This is a genomic window from Bartonella sp. HY761 (genome assembly GCF_026743145.1).
Classification (GTDB): Bacteria; Pseudomonadota; Alphaproteobacteria; order Rhizobiales; family Rhizobiaceae; genus HY038.
On sequence record NZ_CP104889.1, the window covers coordinates 17,561 to 37,556 of the forward strand.

Sequence of the window (19,996 nt, forward strand, 5' to 3'; positions counted from 1 at the left end):
AAGAAACGCTAATCAATATAAATATTTTCAATGTTTGTTGCAAAACCTATTGGTAATTTTCTGTCTCTTAAAAAAATAACTTTAATTGACAAGTCGAAGAGCTCCACCAATTTTACATTCTGTATATTTAAAATATCATAGAGTTATTTCATTCGAAATAATCTTAATATTGCAATAATTATAATATTATAATGTTTAAATATTTCCATATTAAATAATAGAAAATTATTTAAATAATAAATATTTTTTGTTTTGAATTTTCAATTCACCATGCTAGAGGATTATATTATTAAATATCTAAATTTATATTGATCTTATCAAAGGGTGAAAAATGATAAAATTATCTTTATCTTTTTTAAGTATATTATTACTATTCTCTTTATCCGCTTGCTCCACTGTTGATGAGAATATAAAAAAGTCATCTAATAATTACGTTGAGGAAGATCCTTTTAGATCAGGCGAGCGAACAAACTATAATCCAGGTAATAGCGTTTTTAGTAAAACTAAAAATCAAATCCGCTATTGTAACTATTATGATGAAGATGGTTTCGCTTATGAAGCGCCCTGCGGAAAACCCTAAACCTTTGTAAGCTGAGTAATACGTGCGATTAGATCTGGTTCAAAATCTTTAACAAACAAACTACTTATTTCATTTTGCAATCGATTAGCCTGCGCTGATACTAGTTTTTGCATTCCCCATTCGCTTAAACATTCAAGCATTAGCATTTCCCATAATGCATGAGAGCGTGGGCTATCTGCAGTTGGTTCAGCATCTTCCAAAATTTTGATAGCTTCATCAACCTTACCATTATTGGCCTTTTCGCGCGCTACACGGATAAGTGTATGCAAATCTGCACCAATCATTTCATTATTATTGTTACTTCCAGATGTCTTTCGAAGGTTTTTAAACTCATCAATCCACGCCTTTACATCTTGTGAGATAAATGGGTCGCCATTCATAAATTGTAATTTAAAAAGCCACGGTAGAGACGCGACAAATTGTGCCGTTTCTTGATAAATAGCATCTGCAGCCGATTTTCGTTCACAAACAAGTGCTAATTTATATGCTAAAAATTGCCCTTCGATCCAAAATGGTTGCAAATGGCAGCTTCGCTCTAATTTTTGCGCTATTTCGTGATCAATTTGACCGCGCTCAACAGCTATTTTATATTCATCAATTGCATTGGTGGATACAGGCATGATGACAGTTTTAACATCATCTTTACGTTTTAACTCTGGTGGATTATGGATTCCATACCATGTTGCAAACCGACGCAAGCGATAAGATAAGGGATTAGTAATGTCAACATTTAACAAAAAATCTGCGACAATAGCAAGGCTTTGCTTTAACGCGCGTTCATTCTTTCCATCCAGCACCAAATTTTCAGGATGAATTTCAATATTGGGCTGGCTAGCCTGCGTCTTTTCTTTAACCTCAACAATCGGTTTTGCTTTGACAGGCTCTTTAAGCATTCGTTCTAAAGAAGGCAGCCCATTTTCATCTTGAGCAATCGAAAGCGCCTCAACCTTATTCGCAAGCGACAATATCTTTAGTTCAAGATCACTATCAAAAGATTTAAGATAATCAGAGGTCGATCTAAAACTTTGAGTTATGAGGCTAATTTGATCATCGTTTAGTCCTATCCGCAATGAATAATCATAAAGTTGGTCTATCGCATCGACTAATTTACGTAAAACAGGCAAGCGTTTTTTGGCAACGGGATAAGCATTATCGCCCCAAAGGTTGATGAAGCGCGCAAAAATTGCTGCCCCAAGCGTTAAAGGTTCTTCACATTTTTTTAGGCTTGATAAAGATTGCAGTATGAATAAGATAAGACGAAAATCCTTGGTTTCCGTCTTTAACAATATTTCACTTTGTTCACAAACCCATTCCCAACGGATTGTTGAGTGGTTTAGGGTACCACGTTTCATCATTTCAGTGTCTATTAAATCATAGACATCATTTTCATCAATGGCCACTCCCACAGGGGCTTCTTTGTCTAACTGAGCGCCTATGGCGAGAAAAAGCGAATTTGTATTGATCCAATCCAAATTCGTTATACCATTTCTTGGGAAATCATTGACACTCATTATAATTGCTCTGGGAGTTTTAAGGATATAAGTGGCTTTAGAACAAATGGGTTCTTATCAGTCGCTGACATCTTAATTTTATATTTTATTTGACCATTACCAATATTGAAATTTAATTCAGCGCTATCGGGTAAAACATTTGCTACTGTCGCACGATCAAAAAGACGGAAACTTGACCAAAGACCAGAATAAGTTATTGAACCATTATTACCTACTGATAATTGGCTAATATCTTGGTTACTAGATAGTGCATTTGGCCATAATATACTTATCGGACGTGACGGCCCATGACTATAAGGAACTAATTGTCCCTCGATATTAAGGACACTACGAGCAATATTGCCGCTCATTGTTACTGGTTCAACCGAATAACGCAATGTTGGAACACCATCAGCATTAAAGAAAATATCGCGTACAGCGCGAATTTTTGCTATTTGAGCTATGAAATTTTCGCTGACACTTAAGCTCTGCCCATCAATCATAATTGGTGTACCATTATTGGGATTCATAAATGTTTTCAAATGATCATTGAAAAATTTATCAAACTGTCCCTCTGGCCCAAAAAATCTTTGAAACTCGGTAAGGGATACTTCTTCCTTGCTGTTAATGTTAAATGGATAACGTCCTGCCAATTCTACATTAAAGGTTCGATAAACACTATTTTGCCAAACAGATTGTAAATCTGTCTTGGCGGCATCAAGAATAACTTTCCAACTATTATCAGCTATTTGTGCATAAAATTTATCAAACGGCTTTGGCATATTGCTACCAGTTCGACGTATGATAAATATAGGATCATCCCCCTGCAACTTGGCGCGCTCTTGAGCTTTTTCCAAAGCCACCGGTTTGCTTGATTGTTGCCCACTAAGAATAGCGCGCATATAAGCTTCTAAACCAGAAAGTGGTGCCATTGTTTCTTCAAGAGGCGGAGTTTGCCCCTCTTTTGCAGTGACCAATGCTGAAAGATCAGCAAAAGCACGGGTAATACGCAAAGCATGTTCACGATTTTTGTCAAACAAAATTTGGGTTTTAGGTTGCTCTGCATTAGTTTGCGTTGGTTCAGCAGGGTAGATTTCAGTTTCTGCCTTTATCAAATTAAGCAGTCTTCCAAATGGTGCAGAAGATCCATTAATTTCAGATAGAACGCGCCCTGCATCATCAATATTTCTAAAATCGGAGATATTAAGATTATTAATCATATTTTTCCAATAATTGATATAATCCGTAGCATAAGCATGACGTATTTTTTCAATGAAAGCTTGAAGATCTTCTTCTGAATATTTTATATCTTTACGTTCCCCACTAACCCAAGCATCTTCAATCGCGATGACAGATAAATCCTGACTTTTAGGAACAAAGAAATCTAAAAAACCGCGTTTGGTGTAAAAATAGGGAACAGAAAAATCTTGTGATAAAGCTTCATTATTCGCGCTATGCTTAAAGACAATATCGAAACTTGATGCTCCTATTTGGTTTCTTAAATTAAGCCCATTTGGAACTTGACGTTGCGCGAGAGTTTTCAAGTTACGATAAAGGCGCACATCACGCGGCACTTCACGCAAAGCAAGCTGTGTTGTTTCAACCAGTGGCTGATCAATAGGAGCAGCAATGTGATTGGTCGAAAGCGCATAATCTAAATGCTGCAAAAGACCTATTTGTTTATCTTCCTCACCTTCAAAACGCCTTTGCCAATCATTTTTCAACCAGGCTATTACTGTTGCTTTACCTCGTGAATTCGTACTATCTGTTGCATCCAATTCTTTACGGCGTTGAATATCACCAAGTAGTAAATATACGCGCAATGCATCAAGACGTTCATCACTATTATAAGTGTTGGGATTTTGACCAAGCCTAATGATTTCAGCCTTAATTTTTTCGGCAATACTCGGCAGGTAGCGATCACGCAATAAATCTTCATAAGCTTTATTTACGACGGGTCCCACTCTGCCACCTTGGTAAAGTGCGGCATAACGACGAATTTCACCCTTTTCTTGCCAATGGGGAAATTCACTATTTGCAGCCGAAATTGCATTTAAAGCTGGTAAAAGCTGTACTTCACTTCCATAAGCGCTCGCATCATGGGGTAAATTAATAAAATTTTGACTAGCTTTTAAAACATTATTAGCGCGAGTAATATTATCTTTGCTCGTTTCAGCCAAAATAAAGCACAATACTAAAATACTGATGGAACTAACCAATATTGTCCCACGCAAAACAAAGCGCTTATGTTTTTCAACAATTTGGTTATCACCCGCAAGACCGGCCTCTCTAAAAATGACATTTGTAAACAGCTTACCTGTAAAATATGGAGTACTATTACCAGAATATGCCGGCATTACCGGCAAAGTCATATGATAGTCATTTGAAATTTTGGTTAATAAAGCATTGAATGGCGCACCTTCCTGAACCGTAGATGTAAAATAAATACCTCTGACCATTGGCGGAGTTGAAAAGCGATCAGATAAAAGTGCTTTTTTAAAAAAGTCTGCAATGATTGGCCCAGATGCTGCAAATTCGCGCAAAAAAGTATATATATTTTTACGAATTTCAGTTTCACGTTGATTATTGACCCTGTCAACTAAATCATCATTGGCCTCGGTAAGAAAACTGCTAAATAGTTTTTCAAAATTATTCGCCCATTCATCAGCCTGTAATTCATCAAAAATAGCGAAGGAAAAACCAAAAGGTTCTTGCCGTTCAGCCTTTGACAATTGTGCAAAATAATCTCTAAACCCCGCCAATCGATCTAGTTTAGTCATAACAATGTGAACGGTAAAACGTGTGCCTAGCTTTTCAGCAATTTCAACAAGACGCGCATGGATGTTTTGCGCCATTAGATTGCGTGTTTCACTATCCATACGAATTAGATCAACAACATCGAAAGTCAATACGACACCGTTTATTGGCCTACGTGGGCGAGCCTCGTTTAAAAGGCTCATAAATGCCTGCCATAAACGCTTACGGCTGTCTTTCACAGTTGTTCGCACAACTGGAATATTGGGATCTATGTCGTCATTGTCCAACCCATCAAAGGAGATTGGCGTCCTCATATCAAGCCAAGAACCAGGAATGTCGAATAAAACACTTTCACGCGTTACCCAATATTGCGGCAATTCATCGCTAATGGTTTTATTTATATGCGCTTGCTTTAATTCATGGGTCAGCGGAAAATTTAACTCAGAGTCTTGTATTAACGATGTTTTGCCTGATGTGCTCGGTCCAATAACTAAATACCAAGGCATTGCATAAAGAGTGCGCGCGCCTTTATCTTTTCCCATCCATTTATCTTTGATGGTTTTCATAGTCGTGCGAAAGGATGCATTTAAAATAGAGATGAGTTCACCCACCGGGTCGCGGGGCTTTATTTCTTCTTCCACTTGCTTTTTAGGCTTTTTCTTGGCAGCAGAGCGTGCCAAGAAATAATTATTTAAACCCCATAGAATAATTAATACGCCAATAACAATAATACGATTGGTCGTTGGCTTTAACGGTGTATATTCTAAATATTGAAAGCCTGGCCCATAAAACCAGACGAAGCATACCAATAGAACAAGAATAATTGTGCTAATAAATAAACCTGAACCAAAACTACGTGCAATCATTTTAAATGTGCTGTTAATACGGCTTAGGAGTGAAGTGAAACCAGAGCTTTGCATGATCGTTTATTCCCTTACCAATGGCACGCGGTTCTAAGCGGCTTTAATCTTGATGCAATATCATTCATATCAAAGATAAATGCTCTGGGGCCATCGGGATAGTTAACTTGTAATTGCAACCGTTTATAATTGGCTAATGTCTTTATCGTATCGATACTTTCTAAACCGCGCCCGGCAATTATCACTTTACCATCTTCTACATCACGCCAATTAAGGTGAAACACGCTGCCAGTACCCGATGAAAGTGAAATATTGGCTTGTAGTGTTTTTATAGGTTTTGGTAAAAGAACCGCTAAAGTTGAAATATCATTTTCACAACTTAGCATCATAATTGCCTGATCTTCGATAGCGCGATCTGTAGGGATATCGGTCTCTTTCATGGTCATAAAAACATCTACTGTTTGTGGTGTCCATTGATGCTGAATAGAATTTTCATTACGCTCTGGCCTGTTGGCTGGGCTTAACATGACCTTTTCATAATCGATCTGAGTTAAAAGCATGGTTTCTTGCCAAGGTCGCATGCGCAATACCCAATTTACATCATTTGCTTCACGCAAATTTTCTAAGGTCTTTGCCATAGTTCGAAGTGGGCCATCGACTTTGAGTATTTCTTCTGTGACTGTAACAGGCGGTTTAATAGCAACAGGTGTCTCGAAGATTGCATCAAAACACAAAAGTCGTTGATTGCGATCTTCAATAACGCGACATTTTATCGCCTCTTGATTGATGTTTTGTGCATTAGCCTGTGTTTGAAGTGCGAACCCTGCAAAAAGAAAACACAATGACTTGAATGCAATAAGCCTATATTGCCTGTTCATTTTCTTAAAACCTCCAAGTCATATTTTTTTAACTTATAAAACAATGTGCGCTCAGATATTTGCAAAGCCTTTGCCATATCCTGTTTAGACCCTCTAAATTTTTGTAAAAATTGGCTTAATATTTTTTCTTCAAAGTTATCGCATGCTTTTTGGAAGCCATCTTTTAAACTTGTTTCTTCAAACACGGTTGGATGGCATGTATCGATAGAGTTATCATCATAAGTTTGCTGCACCAGTTGGGCGGTAATACTGCCAAGCTCTTCAGCGCTATGACAAATATTTTGAACCAATGAACGCAATTGCCGGACATTTCCTGGATAATGTAGCTTACTAAGCACCGCTACACTTGCATCATCAAAATAATAATCGGTATTATAAGTTTGATTATAAATTTCAATAAAGTGTTGAGCTAACATCGCAATATCAGATATGCGATCACTTAAGGGTGAAATAAGGATACGGCTTTCAGCAATTCGATAATATAAATCGCGCCTAAAATGTTTTTGTTCAACCATAGAACCTAGATCCTTATGAGTTGCACATATAATACGGGCTGAAAATAAACTCTCTTCAGTTGATCCTACTTGCCTGTATTTTTTTTCTTGTAAAACGCGCAATAATTTTGCTTGCAAATCAAGCGGAAGATCACCTATTTCATCTAAAAATAATGTTCCATTCTTAGCTTGACTTAGAAAGCCTTCCTTATTTTTATCGGCACCCGTAAATGCGCCTTTCACATGCCCAAAAAAAGCACTTTCAATAAGATTAGCATTTATTTCAGCCATATTGACCGCAATAAATGGCTCAAGGCGACGATCAGAAAAATTATGTAAAGCATGAGCAACTAATTCTTTGCCTGTACCTGTATCACCTAAAATCAAAACAGATGAGTGTGTTGGCGCCAGCTTTTTTATATCATTGCGAACTTTTACAATATTGGTAGAACTTCCCAATAGGGTGTTGGCCAATTCCTGATTTTTTAATTGGTCATGTCTTGCAAGTGTTGAATTCAATGTTTTTATTGAATTTGAAAGCTGTTTTTCACGAAAGCCTATCATTTCTATGCTAAAATTCATCCGTGTAAAAACAGCACAATGATTGGCAAAGCTCTGAGCAATTGCCAAATTTTCTTGCGTAACAGATAGGTCATTACCAATTACAAAAAAGACAAGATCAGGATATTGATTATCTTTATAAACTGCAGGCACGACAACAAAGCCATCAAAATTTAAAACTGGGAAAAGCTCCTGTTTTAAACGTCTTAAAATCGGTAAATCTGTATATTTTATCGAAAGTGGTGTTACTTGCTGAAAAGCCCAATATAAAGGCGATCCTGCGCGTTCAGCTTCATCAATTCCAAGCGTTATATAGTTTTGTTTATGTGGCCAAGCTGCAAGCTCGATGAGATTTTCATTGGTTTCATCTCGGCCACATAAACAAACGGCACTTGCATCAAATAATTGGCTTAATGCTTCAACCATGAATAAACGCATATCAGGCGTCTGCCTAATATGTAAAATATCGGTATATTTTGGCAGAAAATCTGTCAAAGCAATCATTATTGCGCAGCCTCGTTTATCTCTTCGGGCTGCTCAGCAAATGTAAAATTATAAGACCCATCTTCATTAATATCGACTAAAACGCTGATTAGGTTTTTTTCAGTTAACCGGCTTTCAAGAATAGTTCGTGATATTTCGGGTAAAATACGCTTTTGAATTAATTGATCAATGAGACGTGCACCGCTTGCGGCTTCATTGCAAAGACTTTCTAAATGCTCAATGGCCCTACTACTGATTTCAAAAATAAGCCCTTGACGCTCAATAAACATATCTGCAAGTTGCGTTAATTTTGCCGCGATAATATCGCGCATAACTTCCTTACTAAGCGGCATATAAACCGTGGGTTGCATACGTGCTAAAAGGGCTGGCTTAAAATGCTTGGTTAAGGCAGGTTTAATTTCACTTAATATATCATCAGATGTTTTTTCAGGAGAGTTTAAAGCACTTTCGGTGATGCTATGGCTTGCAAGATTAGAGGCGAGGAAAAAAACGACGTTTTTACAATCTATTTCTCTGCCTTCGCCATCGGATAAAATACCCTTATCAAAAACTTGATAGAAGATGTTCAATACATCGGCATCGGCCTTTTCAACTTCGTCTAACAATACAACTGAGTAGGGTTTTTTGCGAATAGCTTCAGTCAAAATACCACCTTCACCATAACCAACATAACCGGGAGGCGAGCCAATAAGACGTGATACGGTATGTTTTTCTTGAAATTCGGTCATGTTGATGGTTGTCATAAATTGCTCACCACCAAAGAGTTTGCGGGCAACTTCTATTGCAGTTTCAGTTTTACCCACACCCGATGGACCAACCAATAAAAACACCCCTAATGGTCGGCCAGATTTGTGTAAATCCAGACGAGAGGCTTGCAATTGCTCTTGAATAATTTGCAAAGAATAGTCTTGGCCTTTAATAACATTTGCAATATTATTTTTTAAATTCAATAAACTATCAATTTCATCCTGTGCCATTGACGAAACAGGAATTCCGGTCCAATCAGAAATAACGGCGGCAATTTCTTGTGGGCCAACTTCTAAACTAACCAGGGAATATTCACGCCGTGCATCTTCAAACCTTTGACGAGCAAGGACTATTTTTTCTTGTAAAATTGCCTTTTCATCATCAGTTTGTTCAGCTAATTTTTCGTCTCTTAAGGTCTTTAGTTCATTTATGAGGGTTCTTTGCTCACCAAGAATTTCAGTTAATCGCTCCTTTTCAATATTAATATGAACGAGCTTATCATGGATAAGGTCAATGCGTTCTTGCAATGCTTTATCATGATGGCCAGCAGCAATATCGCGCTCGATACTATCTTTTTCACGCTCTAACGCTTTGGCTTCTTGAATATATTTTTCAATTTGTAAAGGCATGCCAGTGGCGCCGGCTTTCACGCGCGCGCAGGCGGTATCAAGCACATCAATAGCTTTATCTGGTAATTGGCGGCCGGTAATATAACGCGAAGACAACCGCGCTGCAGCTTCCACCCCTGCATCACTAATATAAATACCTTCATGCGCCTTTTCATAGGCAGGAACAAGACCACGAATAATGATGCTGGCTTGTTCTACACTTGGCTCATCAAGCTTTACAAGTTGAAAACGACGCGTTAATGCAGGATCTTTTTCAAAATATTTTTTATATTCAGACCATGTTGTTGCAGCAATAGTTTTAATTTCCCCGCGCGCTAATGCGGGCTTTAAAAGATTAGCAGCATCGCTACCCCCAGCATTTCCGCCTGCACCAATCAGGGTATGGGCTTCATCAATAAATAAAACCGTTTGTTTGTCGGCATTCTTTAACTCATCAAGGACAGCTTTTAACCTTTTTTCAAACTCACCTTTTACTGAAGCGCCGGCCTCTAATGCGCCCATATCAAGACCATAAATCTCAGCACCTTGAAGGCTTTCAGGTACATCATTATTAACAATTTTGTAAGCAAGTCCTTCAACAACTGCAGTCTTACCAACGCCTGCATCGCCAACACAAATAGGATTGTTTTTACGGCGGCGTGCTAAAATATCAATAATTTGGCGAATTTCATTATCACGGCAAAAAACAGGGTCGATTTTACCTTCTCTGGCTTGCTGTGTGAAGTTTTCAGCATATTTTTCTAAAGCACTTTCGCTCACAGCAGTTTTTTCTGCTTTTGTGCTGCGATCATTATCATTTGAAAAAATTTGCTCAACAGAACCACTTGTTAAGCTAAAAAATCTGTTCATTAATGTTATAGGTGAAACTTTTTCTAAAATATCAATATATTCATAACGACAATAACGGGCAGGATCTCGAACAAGCGCCAACAAAATAGCACCGCCTCTGATTTTTTGTTCATTAAGTTCCAACGATGTAATTAACCATGCCGCTTCTAATAAATCGAAGATCAACGGCGATAGGGATGGCATTTCGCCATTGCTCACGCGAAAGCGGTTAAAGCAACTGCGTAATTCATCACTCAATTTATCAAAATCAAGATTTAAATTGCGGAAAATTAGCCTAATATCATTGCTATTTTGCTCACATAAAGAAACTAAAAGATGTTCGATGACAACTTCACGATGGCCCGCTCCAACACAGACATTAGATGCCTCTGACAACGCCGTATGGCATGCTTTGTTAAGACGATCAACCAATTGGCGTCTGATATCGATATTTGCCATAATAATTACCCGCTTTAATCTTATGTATAAATTGTTTTGATAGTGAAGAAGAATTACTTGGCTAGGACACCCGAGATATCCCTAATAATACTTCCCGTGTAAGCTTCAGTATAAATAAAAAATGCAAAATACAGTAAAATCGCACAAGCAAGCGCGATTAACACAACTGCAATAACTGGAGTTTGCCATTTAATTTCATGTTTTTTGATCACAACATGGTCAGCCTCAAAAAGGCGCAACGTGTCTGGATAGCCACGTTCCTTACGGATAGCGTCATGAACGTCTTTAATGAACGTTTCAAGGTTAAGTTTACCATTATGCTGAGGTCGATATTTTCCCTCATATCCTAAAATCATACATAAATAGAGAAATTCAACAATATCTATGTAACGATGAGGCTCATCCATCAACCGATCAACAATGACAAAGAATTTTTCACCACCCCAAGTTTCCTGATGGTATAAGGCAAGCAAACTATTTTGCGACCAACGGCTATTTTCTCCCCATGGTGTGATAAGGACGGCTTCATCAATCACACTGCATAAACAATATCGAAACGCCAAAATAGTTACGCGGTCATAGCCAAATTTATGTAGTTCCAATTCGATAGCATCAATTTCATGGCAACAGCGTTTATGTAAATCTTCTACATCGTCAAAATTACCAAGATTAGAAATGCGCATAATCAAAGCAATCAACGGAGATGCGCAATCAACAATTTTATTAAGCGTCATTCCCCGCAAGGCAAAGGCGAAATTTTTGCCTTTATTGACAGAGGAAGAAAGTGGCCTTGGTTTGGCTATCTCGGTGTCAATGGTATCAATATCTGTAATTCCGTTACCAAGATAAAAGCCGCCTGGGTCCTTTACCTTTGGCACATTTGAATTATCTATTATTTCGTTCATGCTATGCCTCCATTATCCCGTCGTCCACGAATAGCCCAGAACTGCATTTCCAAATCAGGAAATTCACCAGCAATATGGAAAGCAAAACCGCTCGATTTTATAATATTTTTCCAACCACTTGAGTGATGATCAAGGAAGAAATAAGTATATTCTGCGTGATAGGGTAGTTGGCGTGGTGCAGTTGCTAATGGTTGTAATACCACGCCTGGAAGATGGTGCTGAACCAATTCTCTGATTTTTTCAATCGAAGAGATCTTAACCTGCGAAGGAAATGTTTTTGCAAGACGATCGAGTGGCATTGCGGCCCGAACCGCCAAGACAAAGGAACATGTTTCAATAAGTTCACTATCGCTAATAGGCGAGGTAAGTACACCATATTTATGTTTTTGCAATGGTAGTGCGATAGCATTTGGCTCAAGCATCACAGAAAGTGAACGGCGTAAGGACGCTATAAGCGGATGAAAACAAATATGTGGCTCTTCATGCGAATAGACTGGCCAAATTTCAGGTAAGCGTCCTTCATGGGTAAAGGTCGCCAGTTCGCCAGCCGCCCCAGCAAAAAGCTCAAACAGCCGCTCTGGATGAATACGCATGATGGTACTTAAATGCTTAAATGTAGGGCCTAAACGATTTGTTGTTTGCAAAAGCATAAAATCTGCAACATCAGCAACGCCGCCTTGAGTTAAGCCACCAAGACGTTGCGCAATCTGCTGGGAGCGTTGATTGAGTAACCCTGTAAAGTCATCCAAAACGCGGCGTAATTGCGGTAATGCTTGAATATCATAAGCAACAGGCATAAAATCTGCATCTAAAATAACGCTACCATCGCTACGTTTTTCTTTGATACGAGCAATAGGAATACAGCTATAGGAACTGCGGTCATCACGTTCGGTTAGAAGTGTTAGACGTAATTGACCAACCTCGATATCCCAAGGATCAGCGTCGTCACTGGTGACATCGCGTGTTTCTTGGTTATAAATATTTAACCGTGCGGATTCCTTGGCGCTTTCCTCAGTTAAAATTTCTGCAACACCACTTGTCCATAATGGCAAGCATAAATAAATAGTTTCATTAACGATATTGGTACCACTCACATCTAATGCTTGCGGTGCAGGTGTTTCACCAGGAATTTCAAAAACTGTTCTATCGGGAAATATGCCCATTGCATGAACGATAGATATACGTCCATGCAAGAGATTTTCTTGATTTATTTCAATTGATTCAAGTCCATATTGATAGGCATTAATAGCATCGCTACGCCGACGCGTAATATATTCGTGATAGCGTGTTTGCTGTTGAAAATGATTTGGCCGAATAAATTGCCCATCTTTCCAAATGGGAGGATTGCGTAATGACACCGTTAGCCCCTATCTATGAACCTGAATTGCAACACCAGTGTGTACAATTGGAACCATTATTTTATATTGTTCTCCAGTTGCATTCACCTTTTCAACGGCCTTCCAAGTTACGTTGTCCATATTGGCATAAGCTGCAACAACAGCGATAAAATTCGTTGTATCGGTAAATTTAAATGGCGTTAATACTGTTGACTCTCCTGGCTTCACTTGTTTTTTGACATGGCGAATATAGGATGTTTCCAAAGCCTTTTTGGGATCTTCAAAAAGTGAATAATAATCGGCACCTTCAAACTCATCAGGATCGCTTAATTGGAAAACCCACACATCAATTGGTGCGTCTCCATATTCAGATGTATTAGCTTTTTTATCTGCATAAACTGTAATGAGCGCGGTTGATGGCTTATCCGATTTTTGTTCACCCACTGGCAAACTAGGGTCGGCCATAATTTGCCCCATTTTTTTCATAGCTTCCGCACTTTGGGATGGAGTGCATGCACTTGCTGCAACTCCTAATAAACCAATAGATATAATTGAAAAAACTGTTTTAACGCGCATGCCTCAACCTTCCAATGTTTGTTCGCGCATTTGGCGATCATAAACTTGACTATAAACTTCCCAAAACATACGCGATAAGCCACCTTGCTGTTCTGAGCGCATTTCCTTGTAATAATGCTGGTACATTTCCCAATGCCAAGCATCTAGATCGCCGGCGCGTGGCGCATGGCCTTTGTATTTCTTAAATCTTTTTGCCAAAGCCACTGGACCAAGTGAGCGCAAGACCATGTCAAGTGCCTCTTCAACTGCTTTTTCATTAGCCTTTTGATGATATTGGATCAGTTGAAGGCTTTCTTCTATTGCTGCGCGTGCCGATAGGTGAACGGGACTGCGAACTAATAAAAGATCTTGAATAACTTCTTCTACTGACTTTTTTAGGCGCAATGGATTGTCTTCAATGGCATGAAGATGGGTTTCAGCCAGATGACTTTTATCGGATAATTCTCGCTGATAGCTTTCCATCAGCCCAGAAATTGCTGCCTTTAATGCTTCACCAACATCGCCCATCAGCCGATTTGCTTGAGGAACAGACATTTTTTGTATAGGTAATCCTAATGCCGCACATAAGGGGCGTAAAAGGACATGATCAACCAATTCTTCAGTGCCATTTTCAACCGATACATCAGCAAGATATCGATCGCGAGTAAAGACATCACCGATATTGTGATGATTTTCTGCATTTGTTACTGCAGCCCCAGCCAATTTTTCAAGATATGAATCTAAATCATCATCATTCTGAGTTTTTGAGGATGTTTGCCCCGACATTTTTTCGCCCCTTACTTTTGGCATATTCATATAAGCCGAACCTGGTTGTAAATCGTCTGGAATCTCAGCAAATCCAGCATCTTCAGGTTGCACATCAATAAGATCACCGATCTTACTCGCCATATAATTTTTATCTGCCTTTTCGACCTTATCGAATAATTTTACTGGATCCATTTCGTGGGTAGAACGACTATCAACGCTTTCCTCAATGAGATTGATTGGATCAACATCTTGAGCACGCTTCACTGTCTCACGCATTTTAATGCTTCCACCATTATTCATGGCTTTACTTTCAAAAAAATTCTGTGCAGTGATATCTTCGTCTTCTTGTTGATCTACTAATGTACCAACGGAAACAAATCGTTTTGCCCAACGCTCGCCGCGTGTTTCCAATCGATCCGCTTCATTTAATGTCATCTCAACAAAAGCAGTGACTGAAAACTTGCCAATTTTTATCGTGTCACCATCGGTAATTTGAATTTGTTCACCTACTGGCAAATGTGCCTTTGCACCATTAATGGAAAGGCCATCGACAACGAGAGATTCTAGGCAAAATTGATGGTCAATATAATGGATACAAGCGTGATTTGGTGCAATACTGCCATCGCGATCAACAATTTGCCAATCAGCAATGTCGGCCGCGCCAATGATACCACCGCTTTCATTAAAATCTCTAATAGCGCTATAGCCACCACTCAAATCATCGGTATTATTAATGACAAGACGTAAATGCATTGCGTTTAACTCCTCACCTTAATAATCACATCACGGACTTCGTCGAATTTTCTATCCCCTAAGAATGTTGACCACCCCAAACGACTTGGACTATTTTTGGCTAATGTAATTGGATAGGCTTGTTTCTTTTTGAGGCCTAATTTTAAATCGTAACTAAGCTGATCGCGAAACATGAACTCAACGAGACCGCGTAAGCTATTAAAATCTTTGCCATGAGGTAAGAAATCCTGAAATCTTTCAAAATCAAGATCTTGTATGACAATGCGGATTTTTCCTTGAATATCTGTTGCGAATGTGCCCGAAATCATGTTTTGGCCTAGAACGCAATTTTTTTGGCCCAGCCTAGTTAATTGATGCGGAGCAATTTTTACCTTTCGCGGCGTCCATTCTTCGATCCTAACCGTTTCAAGGTTAAAGGCGCGCGAAATGACCGTTGAAAATAAAGCTGGTGAACGGTTTCTCGTTGATAATAAACCAGCAAAGCATAGCAGTTTGGGCCAATAAATATTCGTAAATTTACGAGATTCACCACTACCAAGCCCAAACATGGAATAAATCCAAGTGGAAAATTTATCCTCACCACCAGGTTGGTAGCGCCTAAAATATCGTGGTTGGCGCCATGCTCGATAGAGTAAACCAATAAGCCTATTATGAAAGAAATCAAAAAAATCTTTGGTAACCGATTTATCCTGCTCATAATGAGCAATTTGCTCGGCATAATAAGATGGTAGGACGGTACTTGCCCCATGAAGCCCCATAAATGTGACCTTCATTTTATATCTTTCTAGATCAGAGCCGTCATCAATTTTTTTTATCCGCACGATGTCAGACGTAGGAAACCCCAATGCTGAGTCAACTTCGAAAAGAATTTTCTCTTCAAAAGCTAATTCATGAGTTCCCACTTCGATACCATTATCGATTGCTTTTTCAACAAGCTCAATTGCTTCAAACGCCGAAAATTGTCGAGCATTTTGTGATAGAAAGCCACCTAGATCAGCGGCTGACGTCCGATCTTTGCTGGCCATTGGTATATTTCTCCGTTTTCTAGTCCGTGTACTTCCAATTCATGGAAAGAGTTAACTGTTGCATAAAGAGTAAAAAATTCAGCAAGAACTGCTGCGAATAAATACATCTCTCCTTCGGTATAAAAAGCACTTTCATTGATCTGCATAATTGATTTCAAACCACGAACGGGAAGCCCTTTAAAAAGCAAGTCAATTGGCTTGGTTTTTAAATCAACAATACCATTAATACGTTGTTTCGCCGCCCGTTCAGCTTGGCGATTGGTTAGGCTTTGATAATCATAAATAGATAGCATTGCGGCCAAAGCATCATGACTTAGCAATGACATATAATTCAATGAAAGGTTGGAGATGAGGTTCCAATTAAGAGTACCGTCAAGAGGAGGATAAATGGGCTCCGTTGGCCGCGTAATATTTGAATAGGATACGAAAACAGGTGCTTTTTCAGTTGGTATACAAATATCACCAACCGCTAACTCTTGACAAAGATCGCTGTTAAAGCACGTAATGTCGATCGAAACTACTTCTTCACTTGGTACTGCCGGCTCACTGTTATGTAAAACAAATGACACATCATATTCAAAACCATTTGTACGCAAGGATTGTCGAGGTCGACTATAAAAAAACACTTGTTCTGCTAATTGATTAAATCCCACCTCATGGTTGAAGGACTCAAAGGCTGGATAATTGCGCTCAATGAGAAAGTGTTCTTTATCATCAGATGCCCTTTGGCCTTTAATTGCATCAATTGAAAAAATCTCTATATGGTCAGTATCAAAACCTAAGGGACGCACACGATAATGCGTCTTTGTATGTTTAATAATTAACGGTTCAGCATCCGTTTCAAAAAGATTAACTGCAGGCGCGCAATATAATTTTATATTATCAGTTTTTAACCGCATATCGGACGGTACTGCTCGCTCAAAATCAATCTCTAGTGAAAAATCACTTTCTTCTGTATTTTCAAAGGCTGCCCCTAGTTTAAGAAGATCATAGCCGTAGAATTTATCTGGAAATACAAAATATTCTTGTAATAAACGGTGGCCATCAAATGCGTTATTTTGATGAGGTAAAATAGACTCTTCGCTTGCAAAACCAATGGGAGCTATATTGTTTTTTGAAATAGACTTGCGTTTGCCATTTTTAAAAACAATTGAAATTTTCTTTAAATATCGACCGAGCCACAAATAGAGCATTTGGCGCACAGGCATGTCACCACACAAAGTTAAACGCAAATCCTTAAGATTTATTTGACTTAAAGGAAGACCTGATAATGTTTTGAAATCAATACGGATTTTAGAGGAGTCGCGGGAACGCTCTAAAGCAACATTTTCAATTTCCAACGGATAGATGGGGCAGTCTGAAATCGTTTGGAAAACGCATTGTTGACCACGAATTGAATTTGACAAAATAGCAGAGCCTTTTGGTAATATGTGTCGCTCTGTTATAACACGGTCCGCAGGGGTAAATTTCATCATTGTTGTTGATGGAAAAGGACGTAAAAAATTAGGCCATAATAATTTGATAACAGAAATAGTAAATTCTGACATCTCGTCATCAATTTTTTCACGAACCCTGCTAGTTAAGAATGCAAAACCTTCTAGTAATCTTTCAACATCAGGATCTGTGCTCGTATCGGCTAAATAACGAGCAAGCTTAGGATTAAGCCGTGCGAAATCACGCCCACTATCTTTCAAGTAACTTAGTTCATCTTGAAATAGTCGGCTCATATAATTCCCCATTCTATAATAATATCAATCAAAGCAATAATATTAATAATTCTAAAAAATAGAGTTATTTCAAATAATTATGATGGGTAAAAATGACCATCTCTCATTGCAATATCTATTCTAATTTGTTCTTCACCCTTGGCAATTTTTAACATGGCAGTAATGAAAAAATTCAATTCCAAAGGCGAATCCACATCGGACTGAGACTTGACCTCCACATTAAAAATTCGCGGCTCTGCTGTTGCTATGCATTTTCTTATTGCATCAATTAATTGCATGGAAACTTCAAAGGAGCTCACTGTACTATGATTAAAATCAGGGATGCCCAGAGCCATATTCGAAAGAGCGCCCCCTGCATGAACATTGAGAGCACGATTTAAGTTTCTCTTTATAGATCTGATAATGCCATCAATCTCATAGGTGTAATGAGTTTGCGGCAAGCCTTCATCATCTGTAATCAACCGATCAAGCAGGCTACCACTTGCAATTCTTGTTTTCGCATCAATGACCTGTTTCTCTGGTGTCCCAGAAGGTTTCTTCTGGGACGTGGAGTAAATTCTCATAACTTATAATCCTAATCGGATTCAGTTGTTGATTTTTCAAGTTTACCAACAAGCGATAGCTCAAAATTAGCGCCCATATATTTAAAATGGGGACGTACTTTGAGAGCAACCTGATACCAACCTGGATCACCAGCTACATCAGAAACATCGACACTAGCTGAGCGTAATGGTCGTTTACTGCGAACCTCTGATGGTGGATTTTCCTGATCCGCAACATATTGCTTAAGCCAAACATTTAGTTCACGTTCTAAATCTTCACGCTCTTTCCAAGAGCCAAGCTGTTCGCGCTGTAAAACTTTCAAATAATGGGCAAGACGATTAATAATCATAATGTAAGGAAGTTGTGTTCCTAATTTATAATTGGTCTCGGCTTGTTTTCCTTCACGTGTATTGGGGAAACGTTTAGGCGCTTGCACGCTATTGGCTGAGAAAAATGCGGCGTTATCAGATCCCTTACGCATGGTAAGCGCTATAAAACCTTGTTCAGCCATTTCTAATTCACGGCGATCTGTTATTAGCACTTCGGTTGGAATTTTAGCATCTAGTTGACCAAGAGATTCAAATAAATGTACAGGAAGATCGTGCACTGCACCACCGCTTTGAGGACCTATAATATTTGCGCAAAAACGGTATTTTTCAAAGCTTTCGACAAGTCTGGTTGCTAATGCAAATGATGTATTTCCCCAAAGGTAATTTTCGTGTTCAGAAGCAACATCTTCAGTATAAACGAAATTACGAACTGGATTATCTAAAGGGTCGTAAGGTTGACGAAGGAGAAAACGTGGGCCTGTTAGTCCGACATAACGGGCATCTTCAGATTCTCTAAAAGCATTCCATTTGCGAAAACGTGGGCTATCATAAACTGAAGCCAGTTCTTTTACTGCTGGCAAGTCAATATTACTGTTTATACCATACATTTCAGGTGATGCACCGGCGATAAAAGGCGCATGAGCCATAGCCCCAACAGATGATACATATTGCATCAACTTAATATCAGGCGCTGAAGGACCAAAATTATAATTGGCAATCATAGCGCCCACTGGCTCGCCACCGAATTGACCATAATGAGCAGAATAAATATGTTTATAAAGCCCTGATTGTACAACCTCTGGAGCTTGATCAAAATCTTCTAATAATTCTTCTTTTGAAGCAGATAGAAGATCAAATTTAATATTTTCACGAAAATCAGTGCGATCGACAACGAACTTCAAACCACGCCAAGCAGCTTCCAATTGCTGAAACTTTTTATGGTGTAAAATCTGATCAACTTGCTGGCTAATTTTGCGGTCAAGTTCGGCGATCATACGATCAACAGTATTTTTATTGACTTTTTCATTAACATTTTTAGACTTTAGAAGATCATTGATAAGAACTTCTACGCCCTTTTTTGCAATATCATATTCTTCTTGGTCTTTTTTATAAGTTGTTTGTTCAAGTAATTGATCAAGAAGCGAGCCATCTGTAACTATAAGAGACTTTGCGTTTGTTTCTTCCGAACCATGTGCTTTAGCTGCAGTCATTATACTACCCTTTTGATATATTTCAAAATTATGAATCTGTGACAAAAGTCAGATGT

Annotated in this window: 14 protein-coding genes; 1 reads left to right on the top strand and 13 read right to left on the bottom strand. The window is 38.7% G+C overall.

What is annotated here, in order from left to right; all coding sequences use genetic code 11:
* Positions 1–331 precede the first annotated feature (331 nt).
* Positions 332–580 carry a hypothetical protein gene (locus N6A79_RS15540; protein ID WP_263499764.1) on the top strand — a complete coding sequence of 83 codons (249 nt, stop codon included), beginning with the start codon at positions 332–334 and terminating at the stop codon, positions 578–580.
* Here the strand turns inward: N6A79_RS15540 and tssA are convergent.
* The 13 genes from tssA to tssC form a co-directional block, all read right to left on the bottom strand.
* On the bottom strand, positions 577–2,091 hold the full coding sequence (gene tssA, locus N6A79_RS15545) for a type VI secretion system protein TssA (protein ID WP_263499765.1): 1,515 nt from the start codon (positions 2,089–2,091) through the stop codon (positions 577–579). The two genes, N6A79_RS15540 and tssA, sit on opposite strands and share 4 nt — an antisense overlap.
* A complete protein-coding gene (gene tssM / locus N6A79_RS15550) occupies positions 2,091–5,747 on the bottom strand; it encodes a type VI secretion system membrane subunit TssM (RefSeq protein WP_263499766.1) in 3,657 nt (1,218 codons plus the stop codon). The genes tssA and tssM overlap by 1 nt, the downstream gene beginning before the upstream one ends.
* Before the next feature lie 14 nt (positions 5,748–5,761).
* Entirely contained in the window at positions 5,762–6,565 is an 804-nt protein-coding gene (locus N6A79_RS15555) for a type VI secretion protein (RefSeq protein ID WP_263499767.1), read from the bottom strand.
* Positions 6,562–8,124, bottom strand: coding sequence for a sigma 54-interacting transcriptional regulator (locus N6A79_RS15560; RefSeq protein WP_263499768.1), 1,563 nt, complete (start codon positions 8,122–8,124; stop codon positions 6,562–6,564). The genes N6A79_RS15555 and N6A79_RS15560 overlap by 4 nt, the downstream gene beginning before the upstream one ends.
* Entirely contained in the window at positions 8,124–10,787 is a 2,664-nt protein-coding gene (gene tssH, locus N6A79_RS15565; protein ID WP_263499769.1) for a type VI secretion system ATPase TssH, read from the bottom strand. The genes N6A79_RS15560 and tssH overlap by 1 nt, the downstream gene beginning before the upstream one ends.
* Positions 10,788–10,840: 53 nt before the next feature.
* Positions 10,841–11,692, bottom strand: coding sequence for a type IVB secretion system protein IcmH/DotU (gene icmH / locus N6A79_RS15570; RefSeq protein WP_262080924.1), 852 nt, complete (start codon positions 11,690–11,692; stop codon positions 10,841–10,843).
* Positions 11,689–13,050 (bottom strand): type VI secretion system baseplate subunit TssK, encoded by a 1,362-nt coding sequence (gene tssK, locus N6A79_RS15575; RefSeq protein ID WP_262080922.1) that lies wholly within the window; start codon positions 13,048–13,050, stop codon positions 11,689–11,691. Before tssK ends, icmH begins: the two co-directional genes overlap by 4 nt.
* A 9-nt stretch (positions 13,051–13,059) precedes the next feature.
* Positions 13,060–13,605, bottom strand: a complete 546-nt coding sequence (gene tssJ, locus N6A79_RS15580) for a type VI secretion system lipoprotein TssJ (protein ID WP_262080920.1) — start codon at positions 13,603–13,605, stop codon at positions 13,060–13,062.
* 3 nt (positions 13,606–13,608) lie between these two features.
* Positions 13,609–15,105, bottom strand: coding sequence for a type VI secretion system-associated FHA domain protein TagH (gene tagH, locus N6A79_RS15585; RefSeq protein ID WP_262080919.1), 1,497 nt, complete (start codon positions 15,103–15,105; stop codon positions 13,609–13,611).
* Between the two features lie 5 nt (positions 15,106–15,110).
* On the bottom strand, positions 15,111–16,130 hold the full coding sequence (gene tssG / locus N6A79_RS15590) for a type VI secretion system baseplate subunit TssG (RefSeq protein ID WP_262080918.1): 1,020 nt from the start codon (positions 16,128–16,130) through the stop codon (positions 15,111–15,113).
* On the bottom strand, positions 16,094–17,857 hold the full coding sequence (tssF, locus tag N6A79_RS15595; RefSeq protein WP_262080973.1) for a type VI secretion system baseplate subunit TssF: 1,764 nt from the start codon (positions 17,855–17,857) through the stop codon (positions 16,094–16,096). The genes tssG and tssF overlap by 37 nt, the downstream gene beginning before the upstream one ends.
* A 77-nt stretch (positions 17,858–17,934) precedes the next feature.
* Positions 17,935–18,420: a type VI secretion system baseplate subunit TssE gene (tssE, locus tag N6A79_RS15600; RefSeq protein WP_263499740.1), complete on the bottom strand. Its 486-nt coding sequence runs from the start codon at positions 18,418–18,420 to the stop codon at positions 17,935–17,937.
* An 11-nt stretch (positions 18,421–18,431) separates the two neighbouring features.
* Positions 18,432–19,940, bottom strand: coding sequence for a type VI secretion system contractile sheath large subunit (gene tssC, locus N6A79_RS15605; protein ID WP_262080971.1), 1,509 nt, complete (start codon positions 19,938–19,940; stop codon positions 18,432–18,434).
* Positions 19,941–19,996 lie beyond the last annotated feature (56 nt).

What these genes read in the sequence shown, in the direction of transcription:
- tssM (WP_263499766.1), bottom strand. Translation starts at nt 5,747, where the DNA reads ATGCAAAGCTCTGGTTTCACTTCACTCCTAAGCCGTATTAACAGCACA.
- icmH (WP_262080924.1), bottom strand. Translation starts at nt 11,692, where the DNA reads ATGAACGAAATAATAGATAATTCAAATGTGCCAAAGGTAAAGGACCCA.
- tagH (WP_262080919.1), bottom strand. Translation starts at nt 15,105, where the DNA reads ATGCATTTACGTCTTGTCATTAATAATACCGATGATTTGAGTGGTGGC.
- tssA (WP_263499765.1), bottom strand. Translation starts at nt 2,091, where the DNA reads ATGAGTGTCAATGATTTCCCAAGAAATGGTATAACGAATTTGGATTGG.
- tssC (WP_262080971.1), bottom strand. Translation starts at nt 19,940, where the DNA reads ATGACTGCAGCTAAAGCACATGGTTCGGAAGAAACAAACGCAAAGTCT.
- N6A79_RS15560 (WP_263499768.1), bottom strand. Translation starts at nt 8,124, where the DNA reads ATGATTGCTTTGACAGATTTTCTGCCAAAATATACCGATATTTTACAT.
- tssJ (WP_262080920.1), bottom strand. Translation starts at nt 13,605, where the DNA reads ATGCGCGTTAAAACAGTTTTTTCAATTATATCTATTGGTTTATTAGGA.
- tssF (WP_262080973.1), bottom strand. Translation starts at nt 17,857, where the DNA reads ATGAGCCGACTATTTCAAGATGAACTAAGTTACTTGAAAGATAGTGGG.
- tssH (WP_263499769.1), bottom strand. Translation starts at nt 10,787, where the DNA reads ATGGCAAATATCGATATCAGACGCCAATTGGTTGATCGTCTTAACAAA.
- tssE (WP_263499740.1), bottom strand. Translation starts at nt 18,420, where the DNA reads ATGAGAATTTACTCCACGTCCCAGAAGAAACCTTCTGGGACACCAGAG.
- tssG (WP_262080918.1), bottom strand. Translation starts at nt 16,130, where the DNA reads ATGGCCAGCAAAGATCGGACGTCAGCCGCTGATCTAGGTGGCTTTCTA.
- N6A79_RS15540 (WP_263499764.1), top strand. Translation starts at nt 332, where the DNA reads ATGATAAAATTATCTTTATCTTTTTTAAGTATATTATTACTATTCTCT.
- N6A79_RS15555 (WP_263499767.1), bottom strand. Translation starts at nt 6,565, where the DNA reads ATGAACAGGCAATATAGGCTTATTGCATTCAAGTCATTGTGTTTTCTT.